13 protein-coding genes and 2 pseudogenes are annotated in these 12,912 nt (G+C 69.7%); 9 read left to right on the top strand and 6 right to left on the bottom strand.

What is annotated here, in order from left to right:
* Positions 1 to 77: 77 nt before the first annotated feature.
* Entirely contained in the window at positions 78 to 767 is a 690-nt protein-coding gene (locus tag AQI95_RS10490) for a pentapeptide repeat-containing protein (protein ID WP_208614129.1), read from the bottom strand.
* 154 nt (positions 768 to 921) lie between these two features.
* Here AQI95_RS10490 and AQI95_RS10485 point away from each other — a divergent pair, with 154 nt between their 5' ends.
* The gene (locus AQI95_RS10485) at positions 922 to 1,902 is read left to right on the top strand and encodes a zinc-binding dehydrogenase (protein WP_067120713.1); all 981 of its coding nucleotides are present in this window, start codon (positions 922 to 924) and stop codon (positions 1,900 to 1,902) included.
* Positions 1,903 to 1,953: 51 nt separating this feature from the next.
* On the opposite strand, the gene AQI95_RS10480 is transcribed toward AQI95_RS10485, so the two are convergent.
* Positions 1,954 to 2,433: a GNAT family N-acetyltransferase gene (locus AQI95_RS10480; RefSeq protein ID WP_067120711.1), complete on the bottom strand. Its 480-nt coding sequence runs from the start codon at positions 2,431 to 2,433 to the stop codon at positions 1,954 to 1,956.
* 129 nt (positions 2,434 to 2,562) lie between these two features.
* Here AQI95_RS10480 and AQI95_RS10475 point away from each other — a divergent pair, with 129 nt between their 5' ends.
* Positions 2,563 to 2,958 carry a DUF3592 domain-containing protein gene (locus tag AQI95_RS10475; RefSeq protein ID WP_067120709.1) on the top strand — a complete coding sequence of 132 codons (396 nt, stop codon included), beginning with the start codon at positions 2,563 to 2,565 and terminating at the stop codon, positions 2,956 to 2,958.
* Between the two features lie 71 nt (positions 2,959 to 3,029).
* Here the strand turns inward: AQI95_RS10475 and AQI95_RS10470 are convergent, their stop codons facing one another.
* Positions 3,030 to 4,436 (bottom strand): NAD(P)/FAD-dependent oxidoreductase, encoded by a 1,407-nt coding sequence (locus AQI95_RS10470; RefSeq protein WP_067120707.1) that lies wholly within the window; start codon positions 4,434 to 4,436, stop codon positions 3,030 to 3,032.
* Between the two features lie 10 nt (positions 4,437 to 4,446).
* Entirely contained in the window at positions 4,447 to 5,100 is a 654-nt protein-coding gene (locus AQI95_RS10465; RefSeq protein ID WP_208614128.1) for a rhomboid-like protein, read from the bottom strand.
* A 34-nt stretch (positions 5,101 to 5,134) separates the two neighbouring features.
* On the opposite strand from AQI95_RS10465, the gene AQI95_RS10460 reads away from it, so the two are divergent.
* Complete coding sequence (locus AQI95_RS10460) at positions 5,135 to 6,016, top strand: aminoglycoside phosphotransferase family protein (protein ID WP_208614127.1); 882 nt, start codon at positions 5,135 to 5,137, stop codon at positions 6,014 to 6,016.
* A gap of 1,392 nt (positions 6,017 to 7,408) precedes the next feature.
* On the opposite strand, the gene AQI95_RS10455 is transcribed toward AQI95_RS10460, so the two are convergent.
* On the bottom strand, positions 7,409 to 7,969 hold the full coding sequence (locus AQI95_RS10455; RefSeq protein WP_067120703.1) for a GNAT family N-acetyltransferase: 561 nt from the start codon (positions 7,967 to 7,969) through the stop codon (positions 7,409 to 7,411).
* Complete coding sequence (locus tag AQI95_RS10450) at positions 7,966 to 8,739, bottom strand: GntR family transcriptional regulator (RefSeq protein ID WP_067120701.1); 774 nt, start codon at positions 8,737 to 8,739, stop codon at positions 7,966 to 7,968. The genes AQI95_RS10455 and AQI95_RS10450 overlap by 4 nt, the downstream gene beginning before the upstream one ends.
* A 505-nt stretch (positions 8,740 to 9,244) precedes the next feature.
* Between AQI95_RS10450 and AQI95_RS48895 the strand changes: the two are divergent.
* The 6 genes and pseudogenes from AQI95_RS48895 to AQI95_RS10420 form a co-directional block, all read left to right on the top strand.
* Positions 9,245 to 9,649 (top strand): annotated as a pseudogene (locus AQI95_RS48895) (NUDIX domain-containing protein); the annotation flags it as partial.
* 433 nt (positions 9,650 to 10,082) lie between these two features.
* Positions 10,083 to 10,352: a DUF6284 family protein gene (locus AQI95_RS10440; RefSeq protein WP_067120699.1), complete on the top strand. Its 270-nt coding sequence runs from the start codon at positions 10,083 to 10,085 to the stop codon at positions 10,350 to 10,352.
* Positions 10,349 to 10,972 carry a hypothetical protein gene (locus tag AQI95_RS10435; protein ID WP_067120697.1) on the top strand — a complete coding sequence of 208 codons (624 nt, stop codon included), beginning with the start codon at positions 10,349 to 10,351 and terminating at the stop codon, positions 10,970 to 10,972. The genes AQI95_RS10440 and AQI95_RS10435 overlap by 4 nt, the downstream gene beginning before the upstream one ends.
* A pseudogene (locus AQI95_RS50105) lies at positions 10,969 to 11,649 on the top strand (protein spdB); the annotation flags it as partial. The gene AQI95_RS10435 and the pseudogene AQI95_RS50105, both read left to right, overlap by 4 nt.
* A 506-nt stretch (positions 11,650 to 12,155) precedes the next feature.
* A complete protein-coding gene (locus AQI95_RS10425; protein WP_067120695.1) occupies positions 12,156 to 12,518 on the top strand; it encodes an RRQRL motif-containing zinc-binding protein in 363 nt (120 codons plus the stop codon).
* 13 nt (positions 12,519 to 12,531) lie between these two features.
* Positions 12,532 to 12,849, top strand: a complete 318-nt coding sequence (locus AQI95_RS10420; RefSeq protein ID WP_067120693.1) for a hypothetical protein — start codon at positions 12,532 to 12,534, stop codon at positions 12,847 to 12,849.
* Positions 12,850 to 12,912: the final 63 nt, after the last annotated feature.

The raw sequence follows: 12,912 nt of genomic DNA, 5'->3' as shown, positions 1-12,912 counted from the left end.
GGGGTGTCGTTTGGATCAGGCCGGCCGTGACGAGCAGTGCGAACTGGCCGACGCCGGGATGATCCAGACGACACCCCCTACTCCACCCGGATCCCCAGCTCGGCCGCCAGCACGGGTGCCAGATCGAGCAGTTGCCCGGTGCTGATCACCGCGCCCGACAGCCGGTCCAGCCCCCGTACGATCTCCAGCGGGGCGGCCCCGCGCAGGTCCACGTCCTTCAGCGTCGCACTGCCGAAGTCGGCCTCCCGCAGGGCGCAGTCGACGAACTCCACCCGCTCCAGGCTCGCGCCCGCGAAGTCCGGCTCGACCAGGACACAGGACTCGAACACGACGTCCTTGAGACGGGCCTCGCGGAGGTTCAGAAAGTCGATCTTGCCGCCGCGGATCACGACCCGCTCCAGGACGGCGCCGTGCAACTGCGTGCCGCCGAGCCGGGCGTCGATCACCTCGACGTCCCGGAACGTGGACTCGGCCAGCTGCGTCCCCACCCCGCGCGGCCCGGTCAGGACCGAGTCCAGGATTCTGGCCCGGCCCAGTGCCGTCCCGTCCAGCGCGCAGCCCGTCAGCACGCAGTCCATGAACCGGGCGCCCACGCCGTCCTGCCCGGTCAGGTCGGTGTCCCGGAACTCCAGCCCGTCGTAGTCCCCGTCCGGCCGCAGCTCCTCCTCGGACCACGGCTCGGGCGGCGGCAGCCGCAGCTCCGGCCTCCGCGCGCCCTTCACCTCTGCCCGGCCCGCCGCACGGCCGCCCGTCGCTCTCCTCGCCATGCCCCCATGCTGCACCCCGCCACTGACAGTCCGGCCCGACCTGCGCGGAAGCGGCGGGCGGGACCGCTTGACCTCAAGCATGCTTCAGGTCGGAGGGTGGTGGTCATGCGCGGCACCGCCGCGCACGAGACCGTCGTCCTCCTGGGGGAACACCATGCACGCCGTCCGTCTGCACGCCTTCGGTCCCGCCGAGAACCTGACCTACGAGCGGACCGAGGACCCGGTACCCGGCCCCGGGCAGGTGCGGATCGCGGTCGCCGCGGCCGGGGTGCACCTGCTCGACACGGCCCTGCGCGCGGGGCACCGGGGCCCGCTGCCCGAACGGCCCGCCCTGCCGACCGTGCCCGGCCGGGAGGTCGCCGGAGTCGTGGACGCCCTCGGCGACGGGGTCGACGAGCTGTGGCGGGGCAGACGGGTCGTGGCCCACCTCGGCGCGGGGCCCGGCGGCTATGCCGAGCTGGCCGTCACCGACGTCGACCGCCTGCACGAGATCCCGCGGAACCTGGACTTCGCCGAAGCGGTCGCCATGATCGGCACGGGGCGCACGGCCCTCGGCATCGTGCAGTTCGCCGAGCCAGGACCGCAGGACGTGGTCCTGGTACCGGCCGCCGCCGGCGGCGTCGGCACGCTGCTCGTGCAGTACGCCAAGAACGCCGGAGCCACCGTGATCGGACTCGCGGGCGGCGACGCGAAGACCGCCCGGGTCCGGGCGGGCGGTGCCGACCTCGCCCTCGACTACACCGACACGGCCTGGCCCGCGAAGGTCCGCGCCCATCTGGCGGCGCAGGCGAAGGGGCCGGTCACGATCGTCTACGACGGCGTCGGCGGCGAGGCGGCCCGGCAGGCCGTCGCCCTGCTCGGGCCCGGCGGGCGGCACCTGGTCTTCGGCTGGTCGGCGCAGGGCGTCGGGGAGGGCGAGGGGTACGTCGTCGAGGGCGTCTCCCAGTCGGTGCTCGGCCCGCAGATGCTCCGCAGGGCGGGCGGCCTGCACGCCCTCGAACTGCGCGCGCTCGCCGAGGCCGCCCACGGCCGGCTGCGCCCGGCCGTCACCCGCTTCCCGCTCGTCCGGGCCGCCGCCGCGCACCGGGCCCTGGAGAACCGCGGCACGGTCGGGAAGGTGGTGCTGGAGCCATGACACCGCCCGGCTCCCCGCACACGGGAATGACGGCCGAGACGGACGCCCGAGTCAGCGGCCCGAGCCCAGTGCCGTCAGCGCCCCGTCCGTGAGCCGGTACACCGTCCACTCGTCCTGCGGACGCGCACCGAGCGCCTCGTAGAAGCCGATCGCCGGCTGGTTCCAGTCCAGCACCGACCACTCCAGTCGCTCGTACCCCCGCTCCACGCAGATCCGCGCCAGCTCCGCGAGCAGCGCCCGCCCGTGCCCGCCGCCCCGCGCGCTCGGACGGACGTACAGATCTTCCAGGTAGATCCCGTGCACCCCGCGCCATGTCGAGAAGTTCAGGAACCACAGCGCGAACCCGACCGGATCGCCGCTCCCGTCGTCCACGGCCATGTGCGCGAAGGCGGCCGGCCGCTCCCCGAACAGCGCCTCCCGCACCTGTTCCTCGGTCGCCCGCGCCTCCTCGGGCGCCTTCTCGTACTCGGCCAGCTCACGGATCAGCGCATGGATGACGGGAACGTCGTCAGGGCTCGCGACACGAATCATGGGGGGAGGCTAATGGCCCGAGGAGTCGGTGTGCCCGCGGACCTTCGTGAACCATCGGGCCGCGTGCCGCGTCCTCCTGATGCGCGGCCCGTGCCGGGCGGGCGCTGTGCGAGGGAGAGCAGGGGACGGATGACGGGAGAGACGATCGGTATCGGGCTGGCCGTACTGGTGGGCCTGGCGATGCTGTGGGCCGGTGCCCGGGAGGCCCGGCTGCAGATGCGGCTGAGCCGCCGCGGGGTGCGCGCCGAGGGGGTGGTGGTGGACCAGGAGCACGAGCCCGGGGACGATTATTCGAAGCCCGTCGTCGAGTTCACCGACCGGCAGGGCCGACCCGTCAGGTTCCGGCCCGCCGCGGTGGCACCTGGGCTGGCCCTCGGAACCCATGTACCGGTCGTCTACCTGCCCGAAAGGCGGGAAACCGCCAGGGTCTTCACCCGGAAGTACCGCATGTCCCCGATGGTCGGACTGTTCTTCGGAGGCATGCTCTTCCTCGGCGTCGCGGTCGGGTGCGTGCTCACACGCTGAGCTTGCTCTCTCTCCTCGTTCGCACGGACGGATCCACCGCCCGGCCCTTCGCGGGACCCACCGGACACGCTCTAGTGCCGCCCCGCCACCCGGTCCGCGATCTTCGCCAGGCGGGAGGACTCCGCGTTGGGGTGGAGGCGTTCGCGTTCGTCGGCGGTGCGGTAGGTGGCGTACATGCCGTGGACGCCGATCCAGCGGAAGGGTTCCGGCTCCCATTTGCGGACCTTGTGGTTGACCCAGGGCAGGTCCGTCAGCTCGGTGCGGCCGCCCTGGCCGGAGTCCTGCCGGACCAGGTCGCGCAGGGTGCGGGCGGCCAGGTTGGTGGTGGCGACGCCGGAGCCGACGTAGCCGCCGGCCCAGCCGAGGCCGGTGGAACGGTCGAGCGTCACCGTGGCGCACCAGTCGCGCGGGACGCCGAGGACCCCCGACCAGGCGTACGCCACCCGTACGCCCGCGAGGGACGGGAAGAAGCGGGTGAGGATCTCGTGCAGGGCCTCGACGGTCGCGGGCTGGGTGCGGCCGTCGTTGTCGGTGCGCGAGCCGAAGCGGTAGGGCACGCCGCGGCCGCCGAGGGCGATCCGGCCGTCGGCGGTGCGCTGGGCGTACATGTAGGCGTGGGCCATGTCGCCGAGGGTTTCGCGGCCGTCCCAGCCGATCGTCGCCCACTGCTCCTCGGTCAGCGGCTCGGTGGCGATCATGGAGGAGTTCATGGGGAGCCAGGTGCGCTTCTGGCCCTTCAGGGACGCCGTGAAGCCCTCCGTGCAGCGCAGGACGTACGAGGCGCGGACGGTGCCGTACGGGGTGACCGCGTGCCTCGGGCGGATCTCGGTCACCGGCGTGGACTCGTGGATGGTGACACCGAGGGCCTCGACGGCGGCCGCGAGTCCCTTGACCAGCTTGACCGGGTGCAGCCGGGCGCCGTGCGGGGTCCAGGCGGAGCCGACCGCGTCGGCCACGCGGATGCGCTCGGCGGTCTCGCGCGCGCCGTACAGCTCCCGGTCCTTCTCGCCGTACGACAGCTCGTGCTCGTGGAAGGCCCTGAGGCGGGCGAGCTGGGCGGGGGTGGTCGCCACTTCGAGGACGCCGCCCTTGTGCACGTCGGCGTCGATGCCCTCGGCCTCGGCGACCGCGATCACCTCCGCCACGGTGTCGTTCATCGCCTTCTGCAGGCGTACGGCGGCCTCGTGGCCGTGCAGTTTCGCGTACCGGTCGCGGCCGGCGATGCCGTTGTAGAGCCAGCCGCCGTTGCGGCCGGAGGCGCCGTAGCCGCAGAACTTCTGCTCCAGGACGGTGATGCGCAGGAAGGGGGCGGCCTTCTTCAGGTAGTACGCCGTCCACAGGCCGGTGTAACCGCCGCCGACGATGACGACGTCGGCCGACGCGTCGCCGGGCAGTGGCTCCCGTACGACCGGAAGGCCGTCGTCCGCGAACCAGTAGGAGATCCCGCCGTTGACGACACTGCTTGCCGAGCTGCTCATGGCCGGGACGTTAACCCCTCAGAGCGGCCAGTGTCTCCTTCGGATTCCATGCTTTTCCGCGGCCTCTGGTCAGCGGATAGCAGGCGAGACCGATCAGTGCGGCGAGGAGATGGCCGAGATCGGTGAAGGTCGGCCCTTCGGCCAGGGGCAGCCCGAAGACGAGCAGGACGGCCGTCAGATAGGCGTATCGCCAGGGTCGCGCGATCCGGTAGGTGAGTACGGCGATGACTCCGGCGAGCGCGTAACTCACCCCGATGTCCAGGGTGTTGACGGCCGTGTGCGGGGCCACGCCGTTGCGGATCGCCACCAGGAGCGCCAGTTCGCTGATCAGTGACGCCAGGATGTGCGCGAGTGCGCACACCGCGAGCCAGCGGGCCGTGCCGAGCCAGTGTTCGGCCGACGCGTGGAAGACGGTGTACAGCACGACGTAGGGGAACCAGTTGCCGCTGTCGATCCACATCGCGCTCGCGACGAGGACCCGTACGGGGTTGTGGGACAGCTCGTGGATGTTGGTCGATCGCTGCCGCAGGAAGTGGTGCTCGAACTCCGGTGACATCTGGTGCAGCGCGACGGTCGTGAGGAAGAGGACCGCCAGCCAGACATACGTGCCGGGAGCACTGCGGATGTACGCCCGCACACCGCCGAGGCCCCGGTCGATTCGCATGAGCCGATTCACGCACGCCAGTATCGTCCGGTCCATGATTGACATTCCCGGTGATCTCGCGGAAGCACAGGAGATGCACAACGGGCCGCAGGGCCGGGCGTTCGTCGCCGCGCTGCCGGATCTGGCGGCCGGCTTCCTTCACCGCTGGCGGCTGCGCATCGACGGGCCCGCCATGAACGGGGTCGGCGCGCTGGTGCTGCCGGTCGTCCGCGCCGACGACAGCCGCGCCGTCCTCAAGCTCCAGCTGCCGGACGAGGAGACCGAGGGCGAGCCCGTCGCGCTGCGGGTGTGGGACGGCGACGGGGCCGTACGACTCCTCGAACACGATCCAGGGACCGGCACGATGCTGCTGGAGCGGCTGGACGAGTCCCGGATGCTCTCCGCCGTGCCGGACTCGCGGGCGGCCGTCCTGGTCGTCGCCCGGCTGCTGGCCCACCTGACCTCGTTCCCGGCCCCGCCCGGCATGCGCCGCCTCGGCGACATCGCCGAGGCCATGCTGGAGCGGACCCCGTGGGCCCTGCAGCGCATCCCCGACCCGGCGGTCCGCCGTACGGTCGCCGACTGCGCGGCCGCCGTGCGCGAGGTCGTCGCCGAGCCGGGCGACCGGCTGCTGCACTGGGACCTGCACTTCGAGAACGTGCTCGCCGCCGAGCGCGCCGAGTGGCTCGCCATCGACCCCAAACCGCTGGCCGGCGATCCCGGCTTCGAGCTGTGGCCCGCGCTCTGCAACCGTTTCGAGGCGGGCGAGGTGCGCCGGCGCTTCGACGCGATGACGGAGGTCCTCGGCCTGGACCGGGAGCGGGCCCGCGCCTGGACGCTGGGCCGGCTGCTGCAGAACGTCCTGTGGGACGTGGAGGACGGCGACCCCGTCGAGGAGCGCCGGCTGGAGATCGCCCGCCGGCTCCGCGGCGCATGAAGAAGCCCAGGTGGGAGCTGGTCCCACCTGGGCTGTCCGGAGCCCCCTGTCGGATTCGAACCGACGACCTTCGCTTTACAAGTTCCTTCTGCCGGTGGCCAAGCCATGAGCAGGGCGGGCTTGTCCGGCGCGCGAGGTCCGCAACAGTGCCTTCGGATACGGCGGTGTCCACCGCTGTTGCCGTCAGGAACCGCCGTCAGCGTGTAGCCGACGTCGTGGTGAGAACACACTGGCAGGGCTGCCGATGTCACCTGCTGAAGTCACGTCAGCCAGGGGCTGGCCGTCGAAGGCGCACTCCTGTTTCTCTGTGGCCAGCGCTGCCAAATACGCGCCCCAGGCACTTTCACCCTCGGAACAGGTGCGAGGATTTCGCAGTCAGACGGTTCCGCTGACGGGCTCCCCGGTGAGTAGTTGGGCCCATTTGGCGGCGACTGCGGCGTCGCTGTTTTGCACGCATAGCCACAGGACACAGTCGCCACTCGGACGGCCGGGGTCCACCAAAATGGTAATGAGATCGCCCGTTCGCCCTTCCTTCGGCAAATCCAATTTACCCCCGTCCCCCTCCGGCCTCTCCACTAGCTGCGTGGGCGTTGCCGTCTGATCACCCAATCCCGTGCGGATCCTGGAGGTGGGCTCAAGTCGAATCTGAGCTGCCCTATCCGAGCTGAACGACCCACCCCGGTTTTTACGGGAAAATCCGCGTACTCCAACGCCGCCGACGCTTTCCCCGTGCACGCCTACCATGCCTGGGGCTTCTAGAGAACCCGAGACGTCTGAGGTGTGACCGTGGACTCCCGTGAGGACTCCGATGCCCTCCACGCCAGCACCCCCGGCAGTGGAGCCCGTCCCACGAACCCCGGGAGTTCCAGTTCCCAAAACCCCGATACTGCCCTTCCCTGAAACGCCAACGGCTGCAGCGCCTCCAACACCAAGAACGCCCGCACCGGCCCCCTCGGCTGGTTTGTCGCGAGATATGCCAGCCACAGTTCCAACAACGCCCGTCGTTCCCTGACCGCTTACACCAACTGCGGAATTGCTGGCATTGGCTGCGATTCCGTCGAAGCTGCCTGTCGGAGTGGAGCCACCCACGCCAGTCACGACTTCCAGGACGGCTACTCCGTTGAAATCATCAGCACCTTTCTTCACGCCCCTCAAAACCGTAGTCGTGACAGTGTCATTCGCCCCGCCAGCTATGACGTCAGTCAAGTCGCCCACCTCTTTTCTCCGGATCCTCTCCTGTCCTGATAAAACTACGAGCAGACCCCTGCTCTGACATCTGGAGATGCTCCATACGAGGGAGTCAGCGTCAAAGGCTGACTTGACCGACCCGTGAGCTGCGGGACTATCTCCTCGGGCAGGTGGATGTTCACCGGTGTCGCCGTGAGGCTACAGTCAGGACAGAAGCTTCGGACCTGGGGTTTCGTCCGTGAATCCGTGTTCCGCTGGCCGTGCTGGACGCTGAGCGATCCACCCCGAAACCCGTGGACCGCCGTTCACTGCGACGCCTTCCACAACGGTCCGAACATGCTCGAAACCCTGATGAAGGTAGTACTGCTGCAAGCCAACGTTCGTGGTCCAGGCATCCAACCGGAGCCATTTGGCTCCCGCCCGGAAGGCTCGGTCTCCAGCCCAATGGAGTAGGCGACCGCCCACGTTCTGGCCGGCATGAGTGCGGGCAACGGTCAGCTTGTTGATGAACAGCGATGGTTCCGCCAGTTCCTGGTCCGTCCAGAGCCCGGCCTCTGCCTCAGGAGTGACTGTGATGGTCGCGGCCGTGGTGTCACCGTCCTTCACCATGAAGACGGTCCCCGCCTCGATCGTTTCCAGCAGCTTGTCCGCCGGGTATGGACGCTGCCATTGGTCGGTGCCGAGTCGGGAAAGCCAAGCTGCCGCCTCCTCCCGGAAGGCCAGCAGCTTGGAGACATCCTGCGGTTGAGCTGGGGCGATTATCACTGGGGCTCGTTCTCACTTCGGGCGGCAAGGTCGCCGATCTCGTAGTTCATCTGGTTCAGGTCGCCCCGGAAGGTCGTGATGGTGCACCGAATGGGGCGGTCGGTCGAATAGCCCGTACGTGTCCAGAGCATCACTGGGACGCCGGCACCGATCTCCAAGAGGCGCGCCTCCTCTGGCGTCGGCATGCGCGCGGCGATCTCGTCGAAATACCCCACCTGCTCAAGCCCCCTGGCAGCGAGGTATCGCGTGGTGCCCTCCTCGATGTCTCCTGGCTCAGCCAGGCGTGGTGACTCGTCCACCAGCCACGCCGGATAGTAGGTGGCCTGCGTTGACCAAGGGACATCGTCCACATAGCGATGACAGAACCGCAGCACCGCCTTCGTGCCCGGCGTGATCTTCAGTCGCTCGGCAATCTCCTCCGGGGACGGCAGCATCTCCACACGGAACGTCTGGTGCGGCCGGCGCCCGGCGTTGGTCACGTCGGTGTTGTAGGCGTCGCCGTTCTGCGGGAAGTTCAGGTTCTCGAACTTCGACGCGTTCAGCTTGAACACCTCATGAGATCTGACCTCGTAGCCGAGCCCCTGGCTCGACGTGATCAGCCCCTCGCTGACCAGCAGGCTTAGCCCGTTGCGGACAGTGTTCCGGGACGCGTCGAACCGCTGCTGAAGGTCGTTCTCAGAGGGCAGCCGCGCTCCCGGCGGAAAGACACCGTTGGCGATCTCTCGGCGCAGGACATCGGCGACTTGCCGGTACTTCGGCTGCTTGGTCATACAGCCATCATGACGCACTCGGTCAGCTTGTTGGTACATGTGGCCCCGAACCCCTTGACGACTCACTGCGCGTAGGTGCAGCATCACTGCATCAGCTTGTACCAACAAGCTGAGCAGGTGGTGCAACACCTTCAAGTGTGCCTGCCTGCGCTGATAGCGCCCGGAGGAAAGCCCCGCAGGGGTGAGTACGAAGGAAGCGCCAGTTCCTTGAGAACTCAACAGGGTGCTTTGAGATCGACGGGGCTTGACCCCGTCCCCGTGACGGCCGGGTGACGACCGTCGGCCCCGGTATCTAGCCGTGAGGGCGCGGAATCGACTTCCGCCCGGGGTCACTAGGCCTGCCGTGACGTGCGGCGTTGGCCTTCATCCCCGGACGCGGCGGCACTCCCGGACAGGACAGCCCGCCGCGCCGGATCTCCGGCCCTCATCATCGCCGCTGTCTGACGGCCCCTGCTGTTCCGCCTCCGCCGCCCATGGTTCATCACCAGACCAGGAGAGATCCGCCATGACCGAGACCCTCGAGACCATCCGCTACACCGCAGACATCGTGATCGTCACCCCCGACTGGCACGTGCTGCTGATCGAGCGCGGTTGGGACCCCTACGAGGGTCATTGGGCGCTCCCCGGCGGGCACGTCGACCTCGGAGAGACCAGTCTCGACGCGGCCGTCCGGGAGCTGAAGGAGGAGACCGGTGTGCACGTGACCGCCGGGGACCTGCACCAGCTCGGCGCCTGGGACCAGCCCGGCCGCGACCCGCGCGGCCGGTACGTCACCGTCGCCTACCTCGCCGTCGTTCCCGTCGGAACACCCATCGCGGCGGGGGACGACGCCCGCACCGCCCGTTGGTGGCCGCTGGGCACCCTGCCCGCACGGCTCGCGTTCGATCACGCCGACATCCTCAAGGCAGCACAGGACAAGATCGTGACCCGCAGTAGTCGCAGCGAGGAACTCCTGGCCGCGCTGGACGCCGACCTCTACCGGCGCCTGCAGGAGGCCACCGCTCGTGACGAGGAAGCCCCCGGGACCCTCGACCGGTTCCTAACCACGGTCCAGGAGGACCGCAAACAGCGGTTCGAGGCCGCCTTGTCCACCGGTCGCGACCAAGACCCACGGCGGCTCGGCCACTGACCTCCCAACCCGACGCCCCGCACCAGGCGGTGCAGTCGACAGACCAGTCCTTCCACCACCTGTGGCTGTTCGTCGCGGCGCTGGTCATCGCCACTGTCTGACATCCCCACGCCGCGCATCGGCGCGGCCTTCTCATCAAACGGCGTGCACCCCCGGAGTTGCAGCCCCGGGGGTGCTGTCGGGCCGTTCCACCTGTGAGAGGAACCACGACCCAATGGACCACATCGTCACTGTTCAGGACGCTGTTACCGCGTTCGCGGACTGGATCGAACCCACCAGCGCGGAACTGGACGCGATCGAGCAGGAGATGCCGCTGATCCTGGCGGAGGTCGACCTGCTGGACGCGCAGATCATCACCCTGGACCGCACCCCGAACGAGCTGGACGCCCGCCGGATCCGCCGGGCCCGCCGCCGGGTGCTGGCCGAGCGGGCGACGCTGGCCAACCGCACGGCCACGGCGAGCCTGCCGGGCGGTGCGGCATGAGCGCAGTGATTCCGGCCCCGTCGCCCGTTGCTCCGGCCGCTTCGGAACTGCTGGACCACCAGGGACGGGAGCGCACCCCGAGCGCAACGAACCTCACCTACGAACAGGCGCGGCTCGGCACGGCCTTCCACGAGGCGGGTCACGCGGTCCTGGCGTTGGCCTACGGCATGCGTGTCCTCACAAGTCAGGTGATCGCTTGGATCCCTGAGCCGGGGGTATCGCGGGTCACCGGGCGTACGGACGTTCAAGCTCAGGCGTCTTTCCATCTCTGGCGCTTCGCCGCGCAGGCCGCGGCCGGTCAGGTCGCCCAGGTGCGGTACCTGATGGCCTACGGCCTGTGGACCCCGGAGCGTGCCGCGGCTTGCGCGGCCGACCATGACCGCGACCAGGCCGTAGATGTACTGACCGAGTACGGCCACTGCCTGGGGATCGATCACGTGCCGCACGGCGGAAAGTCGTGGGGCATGGTCCGTGGGATGGCTTCCCGGAAGGTCGGCTATCTCTGGCCTGAGATCCGCACCGTGGCGCACGCCATGAACGAACACACCGTGCTGACCGGCGACGAGATCTCTGCACTGACCGGCCTGCCCAACGCGCCGTTCGAGGGCGGTGCGGCATGAGGGCCAAGACGGTGTTGCCCGCTGTCGCGATGACGGCGGTGTCGATGGTGTTGACCCTGGCCGTGGTGGTGATGTGGCTGGGTCGGGCGGTGCCGTGGCCGGTCGCGCTAGTCGTCGGTCTGGGGATCGATGGCGGATGGCTGGCCACCCTCGCCTACGAGCGCCGTCTCGCCGCGCAGGGCGATCACTCCCGCGTCGTGACCGGTGTCGGCTGGTGCTTCGGTCTCATCGCGGCCGGCGTGCTGGTGGCGCATGCGCTCACCGTCGACAGTGCCGCCGTGTGGCTGGCCGTGGCCTGGCTCCCCGTCGCCGCGAAGGCCCTGTGGCTGGTCCACGGGCTGTGGGAGCGCACCGCCCTCACCCCGACTGCCCTGGAGTCCATCCGGGGCATCCAGCAGGAGGCGCGCGACAAGGCAGCCGTCGACCGCGCCCGACTGCAGGCGGAAGCCGTCACCGAGGAGACCCGGCTGACTGCGGTCACCGGTGCCGGTGCCCGCGTCGCCCGCGTCCAGGCCAAGACCGCCAAGACCCTCTCGGAGGCGTGGTCGGAGCTGGAGAGGGCGCGTGCCGGTGAGGACACCGGCCGGGCGCTGGCCAGTGTGGCGAGTCGTCCCGCGCCTGGTGGCGCTCTCTGCTGGGAGCTGCCGGTGTGGGGCCCGATCGAGCCGGTTCCGGCGCCCCTGGACCCCTGGATCGACCCGGCCGACCCCGATTCCGCAAGTATGGAGGAATCGACCCAGAACAAGAGGATTCGGTCTACGGCTGACGTGCCGGAATCGACCCCCCTCGCAGTCACACTGACCCGCCTGCTGGTGCCCGATCCGATCCCGGCCGACGCTGGGAAGTCGAGTCTCCCGCTCAAGCCCGTCCCGGCTCTCACCGCCCCGATCGGATCGACTCCGGCGGGGTCGATCCGATCGGGGCGGCCGGTGGCGGCCGAGTCGACCCGCCCGGTCCGGGCCACGTTCCGGGTGCCGGAAGCGGCGAAGGCCCCCCGGGTGAAGCGCACTCCGGAACAGCTCCTCGAAGAGGCCCGGACCCTGACGGCCGACTGGCCACAGATCCACCTCACCGGGGAGCGGATCCGCCGGGAACTGCACGTCTCCCCAGCCAACGCCCGAACGCTGCGGGATGCGCTGCTCGCCGAACGCGCTGCGGGCGGTGACTCCGGGGCGGTCGCCTCGTGAGCGCCCGTTTCTGGGACCCCGACGGCGCCAAGTACGGCATCCCCACCTACCCCCTGCACCTGGCCCCGGACGGGCTCGCCACGCGTCGGCAACTGCGGGCGCGTGGCCTGCGGCCGGGCGGTCAGGAGGTGGCGGCGCAGGTGATGTGGCGCTACCCGCGCGGCATCGCCATCGCCTACCTCTACCGCGTCGACCTGGCCAAGCCCGTTCGCCCGATGACGCCGGCTCGCTGGCGGGCGCACGAAGCGATGATGCGCCCCCGCCGGATCTGCACCGCGTGCCGCAAGGACGTCGGCTACGTCGTGCGCACCTCGACCGGCCTGTGCGAGCCCTGCGACCCCACCCTCCCGACCGCCTGAGCGAAGGACTGACATGACCAAGTCCGACATCCGCCGCCTGGACAAGGCGATCCAGCAGACCGAACGCAAGCTGAACGCGGTGCACAACCAGGAGATGTGGCCGCTGGAAGGCCACGAGCGGCGCGCGATCCTGCGGGCCGCCGCCGGTGGCGCCTACAGCCTCCACCGGGGCAACGGCACCGCCCGCGCGGACAACAAGATCGACAACTTGTTCAACTCGGCCGAGATGCGGCTCATTGCCGAACTCACCGCGCTGAACACCGAACGCCAGCGTCTCGTGACCGAGAACGCGCAGGCCAAGGCCGCCAAGAAGTCGTCGGGCTGGTGGTGACCACGCTCCCGCCACGCGCTCTTCCCACCGCCTGACACGCGGCCCGTACGCCTCGAATGCCGG

The organism is Streptomyces yokosukanensis (assembly GCF_001514035.1).
GTDB classification, from domain to species: domain Bacteria; phylum Actinomycetota; class Actinomycetes; order Streptomycetales; family Streptomycetaceae; genus Streptomyces; species Streptomyces yokosukanensis.
The sequence above is the reverse complement of the archived record's forward strand: the minus strand, read 5'-3'. Positions and strand labels throughout refer to the sequence as shown.